The organism is Arthrobacter gandavensis, from assembly GCF_015355785.1.
GTDB lineage: Bacteria > Actinomycetota > Actinomycetes > Actinomycetales > Micrococcaceae > Arthrobacter_B > Arthrobacter_B gandavensis_A.
On the sequence record NZ_JADKYW010000006.1, the window covers coordinates 102,786 to 124,490 of the forward strand.

Consider the following 21,705-nt stretch of genomic DNA (forward strand, 5'->3'; position numbering starts at 1 on the left):
GCGCGGCGCCGCCGTCGTGCGTTAAGCGCCGGCGGTCCCGGGCATGCCGCGTGCCGCGGACCGGGCAGCCCCGAAGGGTCCCCAGAACCAGTCGAAGCTGTCCTGTGGGCCGGACATAAAGCGCTGCGTGAAGACCACTCCGATGTCCCCGTTCGGATAGACAGCGGCGCTGGTGCCGGACCCTCCCGCCCAACCCCACATTCCGGGCTCGGACCAGGAAGCGCCGGGTTTGGTCCGGACCGCCGTCATGTAACCCCAGCTTTCTCCCGGCCCGGCCATTTCGGTGAAGCCGGCACGCTGGCCCGAGGTCAGCTGGTCCGTTGCCATCGAGGCTGCCGTGCCTGCCGGAAGCAGCACATCGTCTGCCAGCGCGGACAGGAAGGCTGCATAGTCCGGAACGGTGGAGACCATGCCGCCGCCGAGGGATTCGAACTGCGGCGAAGCGCCGAAGGCGTCCCTGTAGGACACGGCCTCCACCAGCTCACCGTCCTCCTCCTGGTATGCAGCCGGGAACTCTTCCGTTCCGGTGGGGAACCCGGTTCCGGCCAGGCCGAACGGGCCGGTGATCCGCTCTGCCAGCAGCTGGGACAGCGGTTTGCCGGCGATCCTGGACAGCAGTACCGAGAGCAGGTCCGCACCTGAGTGGTACATCCAGCGCTGGCCCGGCTGGGCGGCCAGCGGCAGCTGCGCCAGGCGGTCCAAATAGGTGTCAGGGTCCATGTCCGGGGGATTGGGGCCCCAGAGCAGTTCGCGGGTGGCCTTGGAATAGGGTGTCTCGCCGAAATCTATGCCAAAGCCCGCAGTGAGGGTCAGCAGGTGGCGCAGCGTCACCGGCCCGCGTGCCGGAACGGTCACGGAGAGCGGGGCGTCCGGTGACGCCAGCACGCGAAGGTCTCCCAGCCCGGGCAGCCAGCGTGAGATGTCATCGTCCAGGGTCAGCCTCCCTTCGGCCACCTGGTCAAGGGCCAGTGCTCCGCCGATCAGCTTGCTCAGCGACGCGATTCGGAACGGCGTGCCGGGCTGCACCGGGGCGGTCCCCCGCAGATCCAGCGTTCCAAAGGCCCTGACTTCGGTCTGCCCGCCGATGCGGACCCCCGCAACGAGTCCCGGGCACCACCCGGATTGCACCTGAGAGGCGAGGCTGTCCCACAACGGCTGCAATGATCCGGGCATGCGTCCACCGTCTACCTGATTGCCTGCCGGGTCAATGCCATTCGGCGACGAAAACAAAGACCCGCACGGCTGCCGGAGCAGCGGTGCGGGCCTTGTCGGCCGCGGCTGAGTTTGCCGCGGGGAATGCTAGACGCCGTAGTAGAGCTCGAACTCGAAGGGGTTCGGGCGCAGGGAGAGCGGGAAGATCTCGTTCTCACGCTTGTAGGTGATCCAGGCATCGATCATGTCCTGGGTGAACACGCCGCCTGCCTGCAGGAATTCGTTGTCCGCCTCGAGGGCATCCAGTGCTTCCTCGAGGGATCCCGGAGCCTTCTGGATGTCCTTGGCTTCCTCGGCCGGGAGCTCGTAGAGGTCCTTGTCGATCGGGTCTGCCGGCTCAATGCGGTTCTTGATACCGTCCAGGCCTGCCATCAGCTGGGCTGCGAAGGCGAGGTACGGGTTGGACGAGGGGTCCGGAGCGCGGAACTCGATGCGCTTGGCCTTCGGGTTGGAACCAGTGATCGGGATGCGGATACCGGCGGAGCGGTTGCCCTGGGAGTAGACCATGTTCACCGGCGCCTCGAAGCCCTTGACCAGGCGGCGGTAGGAGTTCACCGTCGGGTTGGTGAAGGCCAGGACAGCGGAAGCGTGCTTCAGGAGGCCGCCGATGTACCAGCGTGCGACGTCCGAAAGGCCCGCATAGCCCTTCTCGTCGTAGAACAGGGGCTCGCCGCCGTTCCAGAGCGACTGGTGGCAGTGCATGCCCGAACCGTTGTCGTTGAAGACCGGCTTCGGCATAAAGGTTGCGGACTTGCCCCAGGCATCGGCGACGTTCTTGACGATGTACTTGAACTTCATCAGGTCATCGGCCGCGTGGGTCAGCGTGGTGAACTTGTAGTTGATCTCGGCCTGGCCGGCGCCGCCGACCTCGTGGTGGGAGCGCTCGACCTCAAGGCCCGCGTTGTCCAGTTCGACGCAGATGGCGTCGCGGAGATCAGCCTGCTTGTCCACCGGCGCAACGGGGAAGTAGCCGCCCTTGAACGGGGTCTTGTTACCCAGGTTGCCGCCTTCTTCCTCGCGGCCGCTGTTCCAGGGAGCTTCGATCGAGTCGACCTTGTAGAAGCTGCCCTGCGGGGCGGATTCGTACTGAACGTTGTCGAAGATGAAGAATTCTGCCTCGGGGGCGAAGAACGCGGTGTCGGCGATGCCGGTGGAAGCCAGGTAGGCTTCAGCACGCTCAGCTACGCCGCGGGGATCGCGGTGGTAGGGCTCACCGGTGCGGGGGTTCACGATGGAGAAGTTCAGGGCGAGCGTCTTCTCGATGCGGAACGGGTCCAGGAACGCGGTGGTGACGTCGGGAATCAGCTGCATGTCCGACTCTGCGATTCCCTGGAAACCGCGGATGGAGGAACCGTCGAAGAGCTGGCCGTTGATGAAGAAGTCGGCATCCACGGACTTGGCCGGAACGTTGAAGTGCTGCTGCACGCCGGGAAGGTCGGTGAACCGGATGTCAACGAACTTCACATCTTCGTCAGCGATGAACTTGAGGACCTCGTCCGCATTCTTGAACATCGTGTCTATGCTCCTTATACATGTTTGGTTGGAAGGCCTCGGGCGGTGGGCCTGTCCTTGCGCCAGCTGGGAATTCCCGCGGGATCCAACAACTGGAAATAGTCTAGGAGCACCCCATTACCCGCCCGTGTCACCGATGTTTCGGCAACGTTACGTGCACCGTGCTCCTGTAACCACCCTAGCCTGTGCGCGCGGCCACAGGCATAATTGTCCGCTTCACGAAGCGCCCGCCGTGCCTTGGGCAACCCGGTAGTCTTAAACGGTGGTTGACAGAAGAAGCTTAGGTTCATGGCTCGAAGGCCCCCCGTCGGACGAAGGCAACTGGCCCGGCCGGCGCCTGGGCAGGCCGCCTCGCGGGCCGGGTTCGATTGCCCGCGTCGGTCCCCGTCTCGGGGCGCTGGTTATCGACTGGGCGATCGCCTCGGACATTGCCTACGCGTTCTTCGGCGGCACAGAAGTTTCGATCCTGGCGGTCTTCGCCGCTGAGCAGATCGTGCTGGTGGGTCTGCTGGGCTACAGCATCGGCCACCGCGTCTTCAGCCTGCAGGTCCAGAAACTGGACGGCAGCGCAGCGGGCCCCCTCGCCGGCGTCGTCCGCACCCTGCTCCTCTGCCTGGTGATCCCGGCCCTGGTGTTCGACGCGGACCAGCGCGGCCTGCACGACCGGGCCATGAAAACCGTCCTGGTCAAGGTCAAGCACGGACGCTGACCCCGCACTCGAACGAAACATGCCAATAAGGAACGCCCCCGGCAGCTTGCCGGGGGCGTTCCTTATTGGCTGGGCTTAGCGGCCGCGCGCGGCCTTGCGATCCGGACGAGCCTTGTACGGATCGATTCCCTTGGGGATGGGCAGGCGCTGGCCAATGGCGGAGAGCCGCTTGTTGACTGCCTGGACTTCCTGCTTGGTGAGGGACTTCTTCATCTTCTTGACCTTTTTGGCCACCTGCTGCAGCGGTACCTGTCCTTCACCGCGGCCGGTCTGGATGACATGGACCGGAACGTTGGGAACAATGCGGTTCATCTTGCGGCGTTCGCCGTCGACCAGTGCCTTGACACGGTTTGAGGGTCCTTCGGTCACCAGCACGATGCCGGGACGGCCAATCGCGCGGAACACTGCGTCCTGGGTCCGCGGGCTTACAGCCACTGGCTGCTCTTCGAGGATCCAGCCGCGGCGCAGGACGGAGAGCGCAGCACCGGAAGCTCCGGGCTGGCCTTCAATCTGGGAAAAGGCGGCACGCTCGGCCCGGCGGGAGAGGATGAACATGGCGGCCAGCAGACCGAGCGGGATCGCGATGATGAGCATCGTCACCCAGTTGTCGATCAGGAACCCGATGATCAGGCCGATGGCGATGATGCCGAAGAAGGCACCTGCCATCCGCCAGATAACGCTGGGGTCGTTGCGCCGGGTCATCTTGAAGACATCGGCGATCTGTTTCATGCGGCCGGGCTGCTTGTTCTTCTTTTCCGCCTTCGGCTTGCGGGAGAAGAGGCCGCGGCGGGCGCCCTTGGATGCGTCGGAATCAGTGCTGTTGGCCATAATGCGTCAATTCTACGTGATGACGGCCCGGCGCTTTCTCCCTGTGACTACAGGGTGCGCCGGGCCGCCGAGGAGTGGCGGGAACCCCGGGTTACTGCCGGGCCAGTACTGCGGAGGCTTCCTGCGCTGCGGTTCCTGAATCCTCGATATGCGCCAGGGCCGGCGGCAGGACCCGGCCCTTTTTCCGCATGGCGCCGGCCCACAGGCGGCCCGCGCGGTAGGAGGACCGGACCAGCGGCCCGCTCATGACGCCCAGGAAACCGAGTTCCTCCGCTTCGGCGCTCAGTTCCACGAACTCCTCGGGCTTGACCCAGCGGTCAACCGGCAGGTGGCGTTCGCTGGGGCGCAGGTACTGGGTGATGGTCAGCAGGTCGCAGCCGGCCCCGCGGAGGTCACGCAGCGCACCGGAAATCTCCTCCCGGGTCTCACCCATGCCCAGGATCAGGTTTGACTTGGTCACCATGCCCAGCGCCTGGCCCTGGGTAATGACGTCCAGGGAGCGCTCGTAGCGGAACGCCGGGCGGATCCGCTTGAACAGCCGCGGCACTGTCTCCACATTGTGCGCAAAGACCTCCGGCGCTGCTTCGCAGATCGCCTGGATGTGCTCGGGCTTGCCGGAGAAGTCCGGAATCAGGATTTCGACGCCGGTACCCGGGTTTACGGCGTGGATCTGCCGGATCGTTTCCGCATACAGCCAGGTACCCTCATCCGCCAGGTCATCGCGTGCCACGCCGGTAACAGTCGCGTAGCGCAGGTTCATCGACTGGACCGAGCGGGCAACCTTCATGGGTTCCATGCGGTCCAGGGGAGAGGGCTTGCCGGTGTCGATCTGGCAGAAGTCGCAGCGCCGGGTACAGTCCGAGCCGCCGATGAGGAAGGTGGCCTCCTTGTCTTCCCAGCACTCGAAGATGTTGGGGCACCCGGCTTCCTCGCAGACCGTATGGAGGCCTTCCTTTTTCACCTGGCCCTTGAGGTGCACGTACTCGGGGCCGATGTTTACCTTGGCCTTGATCCAGTCGGGCTTGCGTTCCACCGGAACGGCGACGTTTCGCTGCTCGATGCGCAGCAGGCGGCGGCCTTCGGGGGCAAGTGTCACGTCACGGCTCCTTGTGTTTCTTGGACTGTGCCGGCGGCCGCTGGTGCGGACGCGGCGGCTCCCGGACGGCTGGCGAGCCTCCCGAGGGTACGCATGAGTTCCTCCTCGACACGCTGCACGACCGCAGCGGGGGTCACCAGGGTTCCCGTCTCCCGGGTGAGCGAGGTAGTTCCGGCATCCGTGATGCCGCAGGCGATGATCTGGGAGTAAGGCGCCAGGTCATTGCTGCAGTTCAACGAGAAGCCGTGCATGGTGACGCCGTGGTCCACGCGGATTCCCACGGCGGCAATCTTGCGGTCCTGGGCGCTGTCCGTGCCGGTGATCCACACGCCGGAGCGGCCTTGGACACGGCTGCCTTCGACGCCGTAGCCGGCCAGCACTGCGATGAGTGCATCTTCGAGTGCCGCCACGTAGTCCACTACCAGGACAGGGTCCGGCAGCTTGATGATGGGATACCCCACGAGCTGCCCCGGTCCGTGCCAGGTGAGCTTGCCTCCGCGGTCAACGCTGACAACCTCCGTGCCGTCGAAGGGTCGCTCGTGAGGTTCGGTGCGGCGCCCCGCGGTGTAGACAGGCGTGTGCTCAAGCAGGAAAACGGTGTTCGGACGGCTGCCGTCCCTCACCTCCGAGTGGGCACTGCGCTGAAGGTCCCACCCCTCCCGGTAATCAAGGTAGTCCGGTGCAAGGCCCACGCGCAGAAACTGCAAATCCATACGGTTACCCTAGCCGGGATTGTGATGGAAAGCTGGCATGATTCACGTCACGTTTGGACCGGACCTGTGGATAACTTCTGCGGGACTGCGCCGGAAGAGCTAGAAAGGTGGGCATGCAGATGGCCCAGGACCCGGACGTGCCCGGACCGGTCGACGCGGATTCCCCGCTCAGGCCGGTACTCCCTGACGCCGAATGGCGCGTCGGACGATGCCTGGGGCGGGGGAGCAGCTCCTCCGTGTGGCTGGTGGAACGGCCCGGGGAACAGAAGCGGTACGCCTTGAAGGTGCCGCTTGGGCTGGACGCCGAGGCTGACGGTTTTGAAATGCGCAGGGAGCTTGCCATCCTGTCCAGGTACCGGCATGAGAACCTGCTGGGCATTGAGGGGTTCCTTGCCACTTCCCGGGGTAACGGGCTGCTGCTGGAGTACGCGCCCGGCGACAGCCTGGCCCGGCTGGTGGCTGCCCGCGGCGCCCTCAGCGCCGGGGAAACGGTCACTGTGCTCGTGGCGGTGGGGCGCGCCCTGGACTGCCTCCACGCTGAGGGCGCCGTCCACGGAGATGTGTCACCGGGCAATGTCCTGTTCACGGCAAACGGGAAACCGCTGCTGGCTGATTTCGGCACGGGCAGGCTCCTGGCCGAACCCTCGACAGGCGGCACGGGAACACCTGGATTCACCGCACCCCGTACAGCTGGTTCGGCGGCGGAGCACGGCGCCGGTGCAGCCGGAGACGTGTTTGCGCTGGGTGCGCTGGCATGGTTCATGCTCACCGGAAGACCCCTGGTTCCGGGACTTCGCCTGCCGCTCAGCGTCCTGCTGCCGGAGCTTCCGGCGGCACTGCGGGACCTGGTGGATTCGGCGCTGGAAGACGCCCCGCATTCACGCCCCGGGGCCGGTGACTTCGCCGCTCGAGTGCTGCGGTCCTGCCCGGCGGAACCGCTGGACCTGCTCCCGTCTGTCCACCCGAGCGTTGCCGCGGAACTGCGCACCCGCCGCACCTCGCATCCAGTCCGGTCCCGGCGCGCCCGCACCCCGCGGTGGCGGAAGGGGCGCCGCTCCCGGCGGGCCCCGTGGGAAGAGCCGCGGCGGAAGGCGCGGACCACGGTCCCGGGGACCGGGGCACGGAAGAACCGCGGCCGTGCAGGGGAGAGGCGCGGATTGTTGGCTGCGGCCGCCCTGCTGGTGGGGGCAATTGCCGTGCTGGGAGCCATCGCGGCTTTTGCCCCTCAACTGCTCCGCCCGGACGCCGTCAATCCGGTCCCCGCCGCGGGAGAGGCGCTGGACACCTCGGGTCCCGAATCCGGACCGACGCCACGTGAGCTGGCGGTACTGGCCGGGGATGACCCGCTGGCTGCCGCAAAGGTGCTCACCGCACTTCGCGCCCGCGCGTTCGCAGTGGGAAACCCGGTGCTTCTTGAGCAGGTCAACCATCCAGGCTCGGCGGCGGAAGCAGCGGACCTGGTAGCAGTCCAGGCACTGCAGGAGCGTGGTGAACGGCTTGAGGGCCTCACCGCGGCAGTACTGGATGCTTCCGCCGAGGGCATCTCTTCCGCGGAGCGAGTCCGAGTAGCGGTCTCCGCCGAGCTCTCAGCCTGGAAGCAGGTGCGCAGCGACGGAACCCTGGCAGCGGAACCCGGCACGGCGCAGCGCCAGGACGTGGTCCTTGAACTGCAGCGGACCGGAGGGAATTGGCGGATCGCTTCGGTGCTGCCTGCGGCGGCACGCCTTCAGGAGCCCGCAGCAGGCAAAAGATAGGATCGGAGGTATGAGTTCAACTCCGTATCTTCGCTACCCCGACCTGCACGGCGACCGAGTGACCTTCGTGGCCGAGGACGATGTGTGGGTGGCACCGGTCTCCGGGGGCCGTGCCTGGCGGGTTTCGTCCCTGCAGCTGCCGGCAAGGAACCCCAAATTCTCACCGGATGGTTCGAGAATTGCGTGGAGCGTCACGCAGGGCTCCGCCCCTGAAGTCGTAACTGCTGATACCGACGGCGGCGACTTCCGCCAGCTCACGTTCTGGGGCAACCAGAGCACCACGGTCCGCGGGTTTACGCCGAGAGGTGCCGTCATTGCGACGAGCCCCTTTGAGTTCGAGGACTTCCGGCTGCGCTGGGCCTATGAGGTGCCGCTGGACGGGTCCGCGCCGCAGCGGCTTCCCTACGGTCCGGTGGATACGCTGGCCCACGGCCCCGTGCTGGGGGACGAACGGCCCCTGGTTATCGGCTCGGTGCTCAGCCGCGAGCCGGCCCGCTGGAAGCGGTACCGCGGGGGTACCGCAGGGAAACTGTGGATCGACGCGGACGGCAACGGCGAGTTCGTCCGCCTCGTGCCGGAACTCGAGGGTAACCTTGCCTACCCCATGTGGGTCGGGGGCAGGATCGCTTTCTTCTCCGACCACGAGGGCTACGGCAACATCTACTCTGTAACGCCTGCCGGGACCGACCTCCGGCGGCACACCGATTTCCAGGAATTCTACGTCCGGCATCCTTCATCGGACGGCACTCGGATCGTCTTCGAATCGGCCGGCTCGCTGTGGATCCTGTCGTCCCTGGACGCCGAGGCGGAACGCCTGGACATTACCCTGGGATCCGCCGGGACCAACCGGCGGCCGCGTCCGCTCGACGCGGCCCGGCACCTCCGGGCGGCATTCCCGGATGCCGCAGGCAAGGCCAGCGTCGTGGAAACCCACGGCACTCTGCACTGGCTCACCCATCAGGACGGCCCGTCCCGCGTCATTGAGGCTACTCCGGGCGTACGTGCCCGGCTTGGACGTCCGCTGCCGGATGGCCGGGCCGTATACGCCGCGGACCCGGGCAATGAAGAGGCACTGTTCATCAAGGACGTCTTCGCCTCGCTGCCGGCCGCCGGGTATCTGCGCCCGGCCCCGGTTCCCGCCCCTGCCCCATCCTCCACCGAGCCCGGCGCGACCGAACTGCCGCGTCCGGTCTCGGCAATCGGCCGCCCCGCGGCAGGCAGCACGGACACGTCCGTCAAGGCCGATACCCGTACCGAAGGCCAGGACAGCACCGACGAACCAGCCCAGGGTGCGTCCGAGGCAGTCCTCGCCTCCCAGGAAAAGGCGGCTGAGGCCGGCTTGGTACGGATTCCCTTCCCGTCGCTCTCCCGCACATCGCAGCTGGTACCCAGCCCGGACGGCAGTCTCGTGGCCGTCGCCACCGAGTTCGGCAAGGTCTACCTCCTGGATGCGGGTACCGCAAAGCTTGCCGAGATAGCCGATAGTGGCCACGGAGCCGTGACGGACCTGGCATTCAGCCCTGACTCACGCTGGCTGGCCTGGGCCGAACCCGTCACGGTCCACGGAGCCCGCAGCCGGATCCGGCTCCGGGAAGTCTCAGGGACGGAGACGGCGATCACGGACGTGACCGACGGCCGGTTCCATGACCACAGCCCCTCATTCACCCCGGACGGAAAGTTCCTCGCGTTCCTGTCCGAGCGCAGCTTCGACCCGGTCTATGACACGCACGGGTTCGACCTGGGATTCCCCACTTCTACGAAGCCGTTTCTCGTGGCGCTTGCCGCAGGCACCGAATCGCCGTTCGGCCCTTCCGCCCACGTAGTGGAAGGGACCCCGGCTGAAAAGACGTCATCCGACGATCCGCAGGACGCCGATGTTCCCGGAACCTCCGTGGACCTGGACCGTCTGGCAGAGCGGATCATCGCGGTTCCGGTTCCGCAGGGCAGCTACACCAAGCTGCGCGCCGCGGAAAGTGCGCTGCTGTGGCTGGCCGAAGACGTGTACGGCGTCACCGGCGACGGGCGGGCCAGTTCCTCGGACCGTGCGCCGGGCAAGAGGCTTGAGCGTTTCGATATGGCGGCCAGGGAAGTCTCCGTGCTCGTACCCGTCCTGGAGGACTACGAACTCGCTCGGGACGCAGGCACGGTGGTGGTGCGCAACGAACACCGCCTGCGGGCGGTTCCCGCAGGTGCCCGGACGGACGAGGATTCCCCGGAGAACGTCACCGTCGACCTGGCAAGGATTCGGATCCTCCTTGAGCCGCTGAAGATCTGGGGACAGGCCTTCGATGAAGCCTGGCGGCTGCAGCGTGAGTTCTTTTGGACCCCGGACATGGGCGGACTGGACTGGGAAGAAGTCCATGCGCGTTACCGTCCCCTGGTGCAGAACCTGGGCTCCCACGATGACCTGGTTGACCTGCTGTGGGAGCTGCACGGTGAACTGGGCACCTCCCACGCGTACGTCACCGCTGCCGGCACTGCGGAAACGGGCGGGGGAGCGCAGGGATTCCTTGGCGCTGATCTCCGGCCGGGTGCAGGCGGCTGGGAAGTTGTGCGCATCCTTGACCCGGAGTCTTCAGACCCCAAGGCAATTTCACCGCTCAGCGCTCCGGGTGCGGACGTTCGTCCCGGGGACCTCATTACTGCCGTGGACGGCCTGCCGGTTCCGCCCGACAAGGGACCTGCCGCACTGCTGGTGGGCGCCGGCGGCCGCGTCGTGGAACTGACAGTTGTCCGCAGTTCAGGCGAAGACGGCCCGCAGCAGCGGCGGATCGCCGTCGTTCCCCTGCGCAGCGAGGAGAGGCTTCGCTACCAGAACCGGGTGAACGCGAACCGCCGGGCCGTTCGCGCGGCATCCGACGGGAGTTTCGGATACCTCCACATTCCGGATATGGTCGCCAGCGGCTGGGCGCAGCTTCACCGTGACCTGGACAGCGAGGCGGCCAAAGACGGACTGGTCATTGACGTCCGCCATAACCGCGGCGGCCACACTTCCCAGCTCGTCGCGGAACTGATCGGGCGGAAGGTCACGGCGTGGATGCTTCCGCGCGGAGAACAGGCCGGTACCTACCCGGACCAGGCACCTCGGGGCCCGGTTGTGATCCTCACCGACGAGTTCGCCGGTTCTGACGGTGACATCGTGACGCAGGTGGCCAAGCTGCGGGGAATCGGACCGGTAGTCGGCACCCGGACCTGGGGCGGCGTCGTTGGCGTTGACGGCCGATTCGATTTGGCGGACGGCACGTCCGTGACCCAGCCGCGCTACGCTTTCTGGTTTACCAAGGGCGTGGGCTTCGGCGTCGAGAACAGGGGAGTCGAGCCGGACATTGAGGTTCCGTACCCGCCGCACGCCTATGCCGCCGGCGTCGACCCCCAGTTGGAGCAGGGGGTGGCGATCCTGAAGGAAATGCTCGCGGAGATCCCCACTGATGTGCCGCCGGCCCGGGAAGGCTATCCCAGCCTTCGCCCGGCACCGCTGCCTCCGAGGCCGCAGGCTGCGCACGTCAGCGGTAACGAAGAACGGGAGTAAGGTCACGCGATGGACAGTCACGATGGGGCGCAGCCGGGGCATCCCGTAGTGGTGGGGGTCGCTCCGGGCCAGTCACCGCGGGTCGTCCGGGAAGCCGCACGCTTCGCAGCGCAATTCGGTTCGGAACTGATTTGTGCCTGTGCCAACCCCGCCCGTTTCGCTACCGGCGAGTCTCCGGACGGATCTGTGACCAGCTCTCCCCTCGACCCTGATTTCGCGGACGAGAGTGAGGCCGATTTTGATCCGAAGCTGGCGGAGGACCTGGCCGTCATCCTCAGCGGCAGGACCATTCGGTGGCGCACCCTGGCCATACCCGGCGAGGCTGCCACGGCCCTGGGCCATCTGGCGGAAACCGTTGACGCCGCAATGATCGTGGTGGGGGCACGCCAGCGTGCCATGGGCGGGGGAATCCAGGAGTTGCTCAGCCACTCCGTAGCCGCGAAGCTCGCCCGCCGGCAGCATCGGCCGGTGGTGGTGGTTCCGGCCGCTTCGAGGAGGAACGAAAGCGCATCGGACCGGCCGGCGGAATGAGCGGCGGCGTACGCCCTCCGCACCTGCGCTGGCGGCTGATCGGGTTGGTTGCCCTGGGAGGCGGGGCCGGAGCAGCGTGCAGGGAGGCTCTTTCACTGCTGCTGCCGAGCATCGGCGCGGTGCCGCTGGCCATCCCGGCGGTCAACGTCACGGGGGCCTTCCTGCTCGGCTGTCTCTACGCGGCCCTCACCGGGAAAGGTTCCAGGCACACTTCCGGAATGAACCTTCGGCTCCTTCTGGGAACGGGCTTCTGCGGCGGTTTCACGACCTACAGCGCCCTTGCAAGGGATACATCAGTGCTGCTGCAGGACGGGCTGGTGCCGGCAGCCCTGGCGTACGCGTTTGGAACGGTTGTGCTTGGCGCTTGTGCGACGTGGGCAGGGATAGCCCTTTCCACCGCGGTCAGCGGCCGAACCGCGGACCGGCCGCGCGGGAAGAAGGATCGGGGGCGGCGTCTGTGACTCCCTGGCTTTTCCTGCTGCTTTCGCTGTCCGGCGGTGCGGGTGCGGCACTGCGGTTCGTTATTGACGGGTTGATCCGCTCCCGCCTCAAGACCGCGTTTCAGTGGGCCACAACCCTCATCAATGTGTCCGGTTCCGCCATCCTGGGCGTGCTTACCGGGCTGACCGTTGACCGCATGCTTCCCAGCGAACTCGGCATCGCCGTCGGCACCGCGTTACTGGGGGGTTACACAACCTTCAGTACGGCGAGCTATGAGACGGTGCAGCTCCTCCGGGAGGGACGGCGTGCCGCAGCCTTCCTGAGCGGCGTGCTGATGCTGGCTGCCTCAGTGGGCGCGGCGTTTGCCGGACTCTGGGTGGGCACGGCCTTGTAAGCCGCGGCGTTCACCGAGAAACAGACCTGCCGGTTCTAGGCCTCCAAAGTGGCCTCCATGGTGATGCTGATGCCGGCCAGGGCCTGCGACACCGGGCAGCCGGTCTTGGCGGACTCAGCGATGTCCGTGAATTCTTCCGCCGTCAGGTCCGGAACAAGGGCTTTGACACGCAGATGGCTGCCCGTGATGCCGGTGCCCGGAACGAACGTGACTTCGGCTGATGTTTCGATGCGCTCTGCCGTCTTGCCGGCCTCTGCGAGTGCGTTGCTGAAGGCCATCGAGAAGCAGGCTGAATGCGCGGCGGCAATCAGTTCCTCGGGGCTCGTGCGTCCCTCTGCCTCCTCCGCGCGAGCCTTCCAGGTGACGTCGTAAGTTCCCAGCTGGGAAGAATCGAGTGTGACTTCACCACGGCCGTGGAACAGGTCGCCGTTCCAGATGGTGTGGGCTGAACGGACAGTAGCCATGGATGCTCCTTCGGGAATGGCTCCGGGCGGGTTTGCCGGACGCACTGGCGCCTATCCTTGCAGGACGGGCTTCCAACAGCCAGACCCGGACGCCGTCGTGTGTCCCCATCCGGCCAGGGGCACGAAAAAGGCCCCTCCCCTCCAACAGCGGGGGGGGAAGGGCCTAGCAGCTCGGCTGGTCAGCGTCGCATCGCCGTCCAGGGGCCGGTTACCACATAGTGGCAACTGCCACGTTGACCACGGTGAGGATGCCTACGCCATTGGCCAGGACGCCCGAGACCGGCTGGTCCTTCTTGTACTTTCGCTGGCCGATGAAGGCCATGACGGCGATCACCAGTGCGATGGTGAGCTTGACGGCAACCTTGATGTGGTTGACATCTCCGTCGCCCATTTCGTTGACGCCTACCAGCAGGATGCCGGTTACCAGCTGCAGCAGTGCGGCGTGGAACTGTCCGGGCATCACGGTGGGGTTCTTGATCTTGGCAAGCCAGATGCCGACGATTGCGCCGGCACCGAGGATGTGCAGGAAGACGAGGAAGTTGTGAAGGAAGTCCATGGTTTCGATCTTACCGACAGTGTGTCAGGGTGCGTAATTATTCCGATAACTATTCTACAACGGGTAGAAAATCGCAGGTCGAAGGCGACTTAAAGCCGGAAGGCGGGTGCCCCTGGAGGGATACCCGCCTTCAACCTGCCTTAGCAGTTAAAGGCCAAGATCGGCTTCGAAGCTGCCTTCTTCAAGGCGCGCCTTGAGGGTCTGCAGGAAGCGGCCTGCGTCGGCGCCGTCCACCAGGCGGTGGTCGTATGTCAGCGACAGGTACATCATCGACCGGATGGCAATGGTGTCATTGCCGTCTTCGTCAGTCCGCACAACCGGACGCTTCACGATCGCACCGGTGCCCAGGATTCCCACCTGGGGCTGGTTGATGATCGGGGTGTCGAAGAGGGCGCCGACACTGCCGATGTTGGTGATCGTGAAGGTGCCGCCGGAGAGCTCATCCGGACCGATCTTACCGCTGCGGGTGCGTGCACCGACGTCGGCGATCTTCTTTGCCAGGCCGGCGAGGTTCAGGTCCCCGGCGTCGTTGATGACCGGCACCAGCAGGCCCTTTTCGGTATCGACGGCGATCGCCAGGTGCTCGGCGTCGTGGTAGGTGACCTCCTGCGACTCGCTGTCGTAGGACGCGTTGAGCTTCGGGTGCGCCTTCAGCGCCTCCACCACGGCCTTGGCGATGAACGGGAGGAACGTCAGGTTGGCGCCGTTCTGCTCCTTGAAGCCGGCCTTTGCCTTCTGCCGCATCGTGGCGATGCGGGTCATGTCGATTTCCTGCACCTGGGTCAGCTGTGCCGAGGTGTCCAGGGACTCCATCATGCGCCGGGCAATGGTCTGGCGGATCCGCGGCGCCTTGACCGTGGTGCCTCGCAGCTTTGCGCTCTCTTCGCTGATTTTCGCCGGAGCGGCCTTGTCAGAGGACGACGGCGCCGCAGCCGGTGCCGATTCCTTTGCCTTGGCGGCTTCGGCAGCATCAAGGACATCCTGCTTGCGGATGCGTCCCGCTACCCCGGAGCCCTTGACGGTGGAGAGGTCCACGCCGTGCTCATTGGCCAGCTTGCGGACCAGCGGGGTGACGTAAGTGCCGGAGCCGGACTCTTCCTGGCCGGATTCCTGCTTCGGAGGCTCTTCCTTGGGAGCTTCCTGCTTCGGAGCCTCTTCCTTCGGGGCTTCCTGCTTGGGCGCGTCTTCCTTGGGAGCTTCCTGCTTGGGCGCCTCTTCCTTCGGTTCCGCGACGGGCTCGTCACGCTCGGTTGAAGGTGCGGCAGCTACGGGCTCAGCTTCCTTGGGTTCGGCCGCGGCCGGAGCAGAGGAACCGGAGCCGATGACGGCCAGGACGGAACCGACCTCGGCGGTCTCGTCCTCGTTGACCTTGATCTCCAGCAGCTTGCCGGCGACGGGGGAGGGGATCTCGGTGTCAACCTTGTCGGTGGAGACCTCAAGGAGGGGCTCATCGACAGCGACGTCGTCGCCCACGGCCTTCAGCCAGCGGGTAACGGTGCCTTCGGTAACGCTTTCACCCAGTGCGGGCAGCGTGACGTCGGTGCTGTCGCCGGACTCATCGGAGCCGGCGTCCTGCGCGGGTTCTTCCGGTGCTTCTTCGTTGGGCGCGGCCTCGGACTCGGCGGGAGCCTCTTCGGCTGCCGGCGCTTCTTCCTGGGCGGGCGCCGAACCGGAGTCATCGGAGGAAGAACCGGAGCCGTCGCCGATGCGCACGAGCGCCTCGCCGACCTCAGCGGTATCATCCTCGGCCACGAGAATTTCCTCGATGACGCCTGCTACCGGAGACGGGATTTCGGTGTCTACCTTGTCGGTGGACACTTCCAGCAGGGGCTCGTCAACGGCGACGGTATCGCCTACCTGCTTTAGCCAGCGGGTTACGGTGCCTTCGGTGACGCTTTCACCAAGGGCGGGTAAGTTCACGGTTTCAGACATATTGTCCCCGTTTCTCCTTATTAGTTCTTTGACCAGCCGTGCCGCTGGTGCTGGTTGGTGTGAAGCCTAGTGCACCCGGCGCCGCTGGCGCCGGGTGCACCGGCAAACTCTTTGCCCTAGCCGTGCAGCGGCTTGCCGGCGAGGGCCATTGCGGCTTCGCCGAGGGCTTCGTTCTGGGTGGGGTGCGCGTGCAGCAGGCCGGCCAGGTCTTCCGGGTAGGCTTCCCAGTTGACGATCAGCTGGGCCTCACCGATCTGCTCGCCGATGCGGCCGCCGATCATGTGGACGCCGATGATGGGGCCGTCCTTCTCACGGACCATCTTGATCAGCCCGGAGCTGCCCAGGATGGAGGTCTTGCCGTTGCCGGCCAGGTTGTATTCCTGGACCTGGACGTTTTCGGCACCCAGCTTTTCCTTGGCCTTTGCCTCGGTCAGGCCCACGGAAGCGATTTCGGGCTCGCAGTAGGTGACCTTGGGGATGTTGACGTCTTCAACCACGACCGGCTTGAGCCCGGCGATTTCCTCGGCGACGAAGATGCCCTGCTGGAAGCCGCGGTGTGCCAGCTGCAGGCCGGGGACAATGTCGCCCACGGCGTAGACGTTGCCGACGCCGGTGTGCAGGCGCTCGTTGGTGATGACGAAGCCGCGGTCCATGGTCAGACCGGCTTCCTCGTAGCCGAGGTTGGCGGTGACCGGCCCGCGGCCGACGGCGACGAGCAGCAGCTCGGCCTCGAAGGTCTTGCCGTCAGCGAGGGTGACGACGACGCCGTCGTCATTCTGCTCCACCTTCTCGAAGAAGATGCCCGTGCTGAACTTGATGCCGCGCTTCTTGTAGGCGCGCTCCAGGTTCTTGATGATGGCGGCGTCCTCGTTGGGGACCAGCGACGGCAGGCCTTCCACGATGGTGACGTCCACTCCGAAGGAGTTCCAGACCGAAGCGAACTCGACCCCGATCACGCCGCCGCCCAGGATCACGGCGCTCTTCGGTACGTAGTCCAGGGTCAGTGCCTGGTCGGAGGTGATGACGCGTCCGCCGATTTCCAGGCCCGGCAGCGACCGGGAGTAGGATCCGGTGGCCAGGATGATGTTGGAGCCGGTGTAGGTCCGCCCGTTGACCTCAATGGTCTTTTCGCTGGTCAGGCGTCCTTCGCCTTCAATGACGGTGATGCCCTTGGACTTGATCAGGCCCTGCAGGCCGCGGAACTTGCCCGCAATGATGTTGTCCTTGTAGGAGTTGACGGCGTTCATATCCACGGAGTCGAAGGTGGCCTTGATGCCGTACTTCTCCGCAGTCTTGGCGTTTTCAGCGATTTCGGCTGAGTGCAGCAGTGCCTTGGTGGGGATGCAGCCGTTGTGCAGGCAGGTGCCGCCCAGCTTCCCCTTCTCGATCAGCCCAACGGAAAAGCCCAGCTCCACGGAGCGGAGTGCTGCGGCGTAGCCGCCGCTGCCTCCACCGAGGATCAGGATGTCGAACTCTTGCGCAGTTGCCTCTTCGGCCACGTGGACGCTCCCTCGCGTAATCTGTTGACGCACTGATGGCGCGTCGGTTAGTGATTCGGGCGGTTGTGAATAGGTTTCACACTATCGCCCAGTTTCCTTGGCATCCACTCGGTTAAGTGGGCCGGAAGGCGAATGTAACCAGAAACACGCGCAACAAATGCCCCTTTAAGTTGCACGCAGAACATATTGGGGTGCTATACCGCGCGGGCCAGCACGTCCTCCGCGTAGGACACCAGCGTGCGCACGGCCACGCCGGTGCCTTCCTTTGGGGTGTAGCCGTAGGGTGCGCCTTCGTTGAACGCCGGTCCGGCGATGTCCAAATGGGCCCACGGAATCTTCACGCCGTCGACCTCTCCCACGAACTCGCGGAGGAACACGGCCGCGGTCATCATGCCGCCGAAGCGCTCACCGATGTTCGCCAGGTCAGCGGTGGGGGAGTCCAGGCTCGCGCGCAGCTCTTCCGGCAGCGGCATCGGCCAGAACAGTTCCCCAGCCCGGTCAGCGGCGGCCTTGACCGCATCGCGGACGCCGTCCTCGCCCATGACGGCGGAGACACGGTTGCCCAGGGCGACCATCTGCGCGCCGGTCAGGGTGGCGACGTCGATGATGACGTCCGGGTTTTCCTCGCTGGCAATCGCCAGGCCGTCGGCCATGACCAGTCGGCCCTCGGCGTCGGTGTTCAGGACCTCAACGGTGCGTCCGCCGTAGGTGGTTAGGACGTCCGAGGGGCGCTGGGCCGTGCCGGAGGGCATGTTCTCGGCGAGGCAGAGCCAGGCGGTGACCTTGAGCGGCAGGCCCAGTTCAGCAACGGCCAGGAGGGCGTTAAGGACGACCGCGGCGCCGCCCATGTCCGACTTCATGGCCTGCATGCCGGCGGCCGGCTTCAGGGACAGTCCGCCTGAATCGAAGGTGATTCCCTTGCCCACCAGGGCGAGCTTGGCCTTGGCGCGGGCGGGGGAGTACTCCACCTTGACCAGGCGCGGCGGGCGGGCTGATCCCTTGCCGACGCCGAGGATGCCGCCGAAGCCTTCGCGTTCGAGCTTCTTCTCGTCCCACACGGTGACCTTGACGGGCAGCGGCCGGGCGGCGTCGCGGGCGGCGGCGGCGAACGTCTCGGGGAAGAGGTGGCTGGGCGGCTGGTTCACCAGCGTGCGGGTGGCGTTCACGGCGCGGGCAACAACCCGGGCGCGCTCGAGCGCAGGTTTCAGGGCGGCATCGCCGGCGGTGGAGGTAACCACGGTGATGGAGGAGACCGGCGCGGGAACCTTGGCGGAGTGGGTGCTGCGGTGTTCCGTGAAGCTGTATGCGCCGAGCAGGGCACCTTCGGCAACGGCGGCAGCGTCTTCCACCGTGGCGGCGGGCAGCGCCAGGGCGACCGTGGAAGTGCCTGCGAGCTGCCGGACGGCGGAACCGGCGGCTCGGCGGAGCGACTCGGTGCCCAGCTGCTCGCCGGCGGCAACGGGTCCCAGTCCTGCCAGGACCAGCATTTCAGCCTCCAGCTCCGGCAGGCCGGGAAGTCGGACCACCTGGTCGGCGGCGCCGGTGACGCCCAGCAGTGCGAAGGAACCGGCCACAGCCGAGGAAGACTTCTGTGAGAGCGGGCTGTCCACCAGGACGGGTCCGTCAGGGCTCTGCCCGACGCCGACTACCAGTGCCTGCGTTTGGACCTTGCGGATGTCCCGGGAAATGACCTGCAGGTCTGGCTCACTGGCTTTGCTCACGAAGCTTCATCCTCACGTTTGTGTGTGTTCTTTGTGCTTTGTTCTTCCGATCGTAGTCTCTTCCTCCGCTGCCCACGCGGCCGGACCGCCGTCGGGATGGAATGAATCGGCTATTGCGTGGCGTTTACCCTTGAGTAAGGGATTGACGACCAAGCGCTTAGTTTCATAAGCGCACCCGCAAACCAACGGGACGAGTGGCAGGAAGGTACAACATGCTTGATCCGCTGACCCTGTTCAACCTGGATCCGGAACTGGCCGCTTCCGCCGAAGTGCGCGGGCTGCCGCTGCTTGCCGGATTCACGGGTTTCGGTGAGGCAGGACATGTGGTGTCCCAGGTCCGTGATGAGCTCTTCGAGAACCTGGAACACGACCTGGTGGCCACGTTCGACGCTGACCAGCTCATCGACTACCGTGCCCGCCGTCCGCAGCTGACTTTCGTGGAGGACCACTTCACGGGCTACGAGGCTCCGCGCATCGAACTGCATCGCTTCCATGACGGTCTGGGTGAGCCTTTCCTTTTTCTGACCGGGTTTGAACCCGATTTCCAGTGGGAACGCTTCACCGCCGCGGTGCTCAGCCTGGTTCACGCCCTCGACGTGTCCCTCGTGGCCTGGGTCCATTCGATACCTATGCCCGTTCCGCACACGCGCCCGATCGGCGTCACGGCACACGGCAACCGCCCGGACCTGATCGAGGGCATCAGTTCATGGAAGCCGACGGCCCAGATCCAGGCTGCCGTGGGGCACCTGCTGGAGCTGCGCCTGTCCGAGGCCGGCATCGACGTCGTCGGCCATGTTGTCCACGTTCCGCACTACCTTTCGGACGCCGAATTCCCGCCGGCCGCCGTGGCGGCGCTGGAATACCTCGGTGCGGCGGCTAATCTGGTGCTGCCGACCGACCGGCTGCGTGAGGCCGGCCGGGAGGTTGAAAAGCAGATTGCCCAGCAGGTCGACGCCTCGGCTGAGGTACGCGGCGTCGTGTCCACGCTGGAGAGCCGGTACGACGAGTACAACGGCAGCACGGTCCGGCGTTCCCTGCTGGTTAAGAACAACGATGAGCTGCCCGACGCCGATGAGCTCGGTGCCGCCGTGGAAGCGTACCTGGCCAGCCCGCAGGCCGAGGAAGAGACCGAGGCGCTGCTTGTTGGACAGAATGAGCAGGAACCGGGTCCGGACGGCGAAGGCCCTGCGGCAGACGAGGATGAGGAAAGCGTTGAACCGAACGGCCCCGAGCCCCTTCCCGGCGGCGGCGACCGGCCCGGAACACCCGAAGACGGCGGCAAGGCATAGGGTCGGCCGTGCTGTGACCGCCGGGCCTGGCGGTGCGGTATGAAAAATCGGGGTGCATGGCTGGTCTGGGGTGCCGGGGTCTTCGCCTACATGGTTGCGGTTACCCAGCGGACCGCCTTCGGTGTCGCGGGTGTGGAGGCAACTGAACGGTTCTCTGCTACTGCGTCCGTCCTGTCCATTTTTACGGTCGTGCAGCTGGTCGTCTATGCCGGACTGCAGATTCCCGTGGGCATGCTGGTGGACCGGTTTGGTCCCCGGCTCCTGATTGCCGCCGGAGCGGTGCTGATGTTCGCCGGGCAGTTCCAGCTCGCCGCCGCGGAGTCTGTTGGCGCCGGCATTGTGGGCCGGTCGATGGTTGGTGCAGGCGATGCACTGACCTTTATCTCGGTGCTCCGGCTGCTTCCTGCCTGGTTCCCCGCGCCGAAAATTCCCGTCCTGACCCAGTGGACAGGGATCATCGGCCAGCTGGGCCAGATCGCCAGCGCCATTCCCTTCGCCCTGGCGCTGCACGAACTGGGATGGAATGCAGCGTTCATGTCAGCGGCGGCACTCTCCGTCCTCGCCTTCGTGCTGGCGCTGGCTTTCATCCGCAACCAGCCCGGCGCAGCCGTGCGTTCTCCGCGCGCGGCCCACGACGGCGGTTCCCTCACTGCAGCCTGGCGCCAGCCCGGCACCCGGCTGGGCATGTGGACGCACTTCACCATCCAGTTCCCCGGGACGGTGTTCGTGCTGATGTGGGGCTACCCCTACCTGGTCAGCGCCGAACAGGTTTCCCCCGCGGCAGCATCCCTGTTGATGACTTTCTTTGTTGCGGTTGCCATCGTGTGCGGACCGTGGCTGGGATCGTGGGTGGGCAGGCATCCGCTGCGCCGGTCGACCATGGTCCTGCTGATCGCAGCTGCCATGGCCTGCGCCTGGCTCGTGGTAATGCTCTGGCCGGGCCCGGCTCCGGTCTGGGTCCTGGCGGGTCTTGTTGCAGTGCTTGCCGTTGGCGGGCCGGGCTCCATGATCGGTTTCGACTTCGCACGGACATACAACCCCAGCACCCGCCTGGGCACGGCCACCGGGATCGTGAACATCGGCGGGTTTACTGCCTCGCTGATCTCGATGTACCTCGTGGGCCTGGTCCTCGATGTCCTGCTCAACACGGGGTTCTCCGGCGGTGACCTGTATGACATGGCAGCCTTCCGCATCGCCCTGGCCGTGCAGTTCCTGGTGACGGTTGTGGGGGTGGCCGGCATCCTGGCCAACCGCAGAAGGGTCCGGGCGGCCCTGGCCGATGAAGGACGGCGCCTGCCGCCGCTGCGGGATGCGCTGGCCCGGGAGCGCCGCCGCCGCCGCGAGGAGCGCAGGGGCGCCGGGTCCGGGGAAGGCGGGCACTCAGCCCAGGAACCGGCAGCGGACTAGCTCATTCCTCCACAGCTTCCTTCCTCCACACCGAAGCCACCATCCGGTTCTGCGGGGCCGTTGTCCCCCGAAGACAGGGTGCCGGGACCGGTGTGCCGCCCGCGGAGGCAGGCTGGTG

At 66.0% G+C, this 21,705-nt stretch carries 17 protein-coding genes and 1 pseudogene; 8 read left to right on the forward strand and 10 right to left on the reverse strand.

Features of this window, described 5'->3' with window-relative positions; genetic code table 11:
• Positions 1-21: 21 nt before the first annotated feature.
• Together ITX31_RS12260 and glnA are read right to left on the reverse strand one after the other, a co-directional pair.
• Positions 22-1,173, reverse strand: coding sequence for a serine hydrolase domain-containing protein (locus ITX31_RS12260; RefSeq protein ID WP_194783723.1), 1,152 nt, complete (start codon positions 1,171-1,173; stop codon positions 22-24).
• 126 nt (positions 1,174-1,299) lie between these two features.
• Positions 1,300-2,724, reverse strand: coding sequence for a type I glutamate--ammonia ligase (gene glnA / locus ITX31_RS12265; protein ID WP_091605594.1), 1,425 nt, complete (start codon positions 2,722-2,724; stop codon positions 1,300-1,302).
• A gap of 262 nt (positions 2,725-2,986) precedes the next feature.
• Between glnA and ITX31_RS12270 the strand changes: the two genes are divergently transcribed.
• Positions 2,987-3,433, forward strand: coding sequence for an RDD family protein (locus ITX31_RS12270; protein ID WP_194783724.1), 447 nt, complete (start codon positions 2,987-2,989; stop codon positions 3,431-3,433).
• A 75-nt stretch (positions 3,434-3,508) separates the two neighbouring features.
• On the opposite strand, the gene ITX31_RS12275 is transcribed toward ITX31_RS12270, so the two are convergent.
• The 3 genes from ITX31_RS12275 to lipB all read right to left on the reverse strand — a co-directional run bounded on the left by ITX31_RS12275 (position 3,509) and on the right by lipB (position 6,070).
• The gene (locus ITX31_RS12275; RefSeq protein WP_194783725.1) at positions 3,509-4,261 is read right to left on the reverse strand and encodes a DUF4191 domain-containing protein; all 753 of its coding nucleotides are present in this window, start codon (positions 4,259-4,261) and stop codon (positions 3,509-3,511) included.
• Positions 4,262-4,352: 91 nt separating this feature from the next.
• Positions 4,353-5,357 (reverse strand): lipoyl synthase, encoded by a 1,005-nt coding sequence (gene lipA, locus ITX31_RS12280; RefSeq protein WP_194783726.1) that lies wholly within the window; start codon positions 5,355-5,357, stop codon positions 4,353-4,355.
• Positions 5,354-6,070: a lipoyl(octanoyl) transferase LipB gene (gene lipB, locus ITX31_RS12285; protein WP_194783727.1), complete on the reverse strand. Its 717-nt coding sequence runs from the start codon at positions 6,068-6,070 to the stop codon at positions 5,354-5,356. The genes lipA and lipB overlap by 4 nt, the downstream gene beginning before the upstream one ends.
• 113 nt (positions 6,071-6,183) lie before the next feature.
• On the opposite strand from lipB, the gene ITX31_RS12290 reads away from it, so the two are divergent.
• From ITX31_RS12290 to ITX31_RS12310, 5 genes are read left to right on the forward strand one after another with little or no spacing between them, the layout of a single operon-like run.
• The gene (locus ITX31_RS12290; RefSeq protein ID WP_194783728.1) at positions 6,184-7,824 is read left to right on the forward strand and encodes a serine/threonine protein kinase; all 1,641 of its coding nucleotides are present in this window, start codon (positions 6,184-6,186) and stop codon (positions 7,822-7,824) included.
• Between the two features lie 10 nt (positions 7,825-7,834).
• Complete coding sequence (locus tag ITX31_RS12295; RefSeq protein ID WP_194783729.1) at positions 7,835-11,353, forward strand: S41 family peptidase; 3,519 nt, start codon at positions 7,835-7,837, stop codon at positions 11,351-11,353.
• A 9-nt stretch (positions 11,354-11,362) separates the two neighbouring features.
• Positions 11,363-11,884, forward strand: coding sequence for a universal stress protein (locus tag ITX31_RS12300; protein ID WP_194783730.1), 522 nt, complete (start codon positions 11,363-11,365; stop codon positions 11,882-11,884).
• Positions 11,881-12,345, forward strand: coding sequence for a fluoride efflux transporter FluC (locus ITX31_RS12305; protein ID WP_194783731.1), 465 nt, complete (start codon positions 11,881-11,883; stop codon positions 12,343-12,345). Before ITX31_RS12300 ends, ITX31_RS12305 begins: the two co-directional genes overlap by 4 nt.
• Entirely contained in the window at positions 12,342-12,719 is a 378-nt protein-coding gene (locus tag ITX31_RS12310) for a fluoride efflux transporter FluC (protein WP_194783732.1), read from the forward strand. Before ITX31_RS12305 ends, ITX31_RS12310 begins: the two co-directional genes overlap by 4 nt.
• 35 nt (positions 12,720-12,754) lie before the next feature.
• Here ITX31_RS12310 and ITX31_RS12315 read toward each other — a convergent pair whose 3' ends face one another.
• The 5 genes from ITX31_RS12315 to ITX31_RS12335 all read right to left on the reverse strand — a co-directional run bounded on the left by ITX31_RS12315 (position 12,755) and on the right by ITX31_RS12335 (position 18,891).
• The gene (locus ITX31_RS12315) at positions 12,755-13,183 is read right to left on the reverse strand and encodes an OsmC family peroxiredoxin (RefSeq protein ID WP_194783733.1); all 429 of its coding nucleotides are present in this window, start codon (positions 13,181-13,183) and stop codon (positions 12,755-12,757) included.
• A 208-nt stretch (positions 13,184-13,391) separates the two neighbouring features.
• On the reverse strand, positions 13,392-13,739 hold the full coding sequence (locus tag ITX31_RS12320; RefSeq protein WP_194783734.1) for a hypothetical protein: 348 nt from the start codon (positions 13,737-13,739) through the stop codon (positions 13,392-13,394).
• Between the two features lie 147 nt (positions 13,740-13,886).
• On the reverse strand, positions 13,887-15,671 hold the full coding sequence (sucB, locus tag ITX31_RS12325) for a 2-oxoglutarate dehydrogenase, E2 component, dihydrolipoamide succinyltransferase (RefSeq protein WP_194783735.1): 1,785 nt from the start codon (positions 15,669-15,671) through the stop codon (positions 13,887-13,889).
• 116 nt (positions 15,672-15,787) lie between these two features.
• On the reverse strand, positions 15,788-17,170 hold the full coding sequence (gene lpdA / locus ITX31_RS12330; protein ID WP_091605558.1) for a dihydrolipoyl dehydrogenase: 1,383 nt from the start codon (positions 17,168-17,170) through the stop codon (positions 15,788-15,790).
• Positions 17,171-17,364: 194 nt separating this feature from the next.
• Positions 17,365-18,891: a leucyl aminopeptidase gene (locus ITX31_RS12335; protein ID WP_194783736.1), complete on the reverse strand. Its 1,527-nt coding sequence runs from the start codon at positions 18,889-18,891 to the stop codon at positions 17,365-17,367.
• 212 nt (positions 18,892-19,103) lie between these two features.
• Between ITX31_RS12335 and ITX31_RS12340 the strand changes: the two are divergent.
• Together ITX31_RS12340 and ITX31_RS12345 are read left to right on the forward strand one after the other, a co-directional pair.
• Positions 19,104-19,997: pseudogene (locus tag ITX31_RS12340) on the forward strand (proteasome assembly chaperone family protein); the annotation flags it as partial.
• 222 nt (positions 19,998-20,219) lie between these two features.
• On the forward strand, positions 20,220-21,587 hold the full coding sequence (locus ITX31_RS12345; RefSeq protein WP_194783738.1) for an MFS transporter: 1,368 nt from the start codon (positions 20,220-20,222) through the stop codon (positions 21,585-21,587).
• Positions 21,588-21,705: the final 118 nt, after the last annotated feature.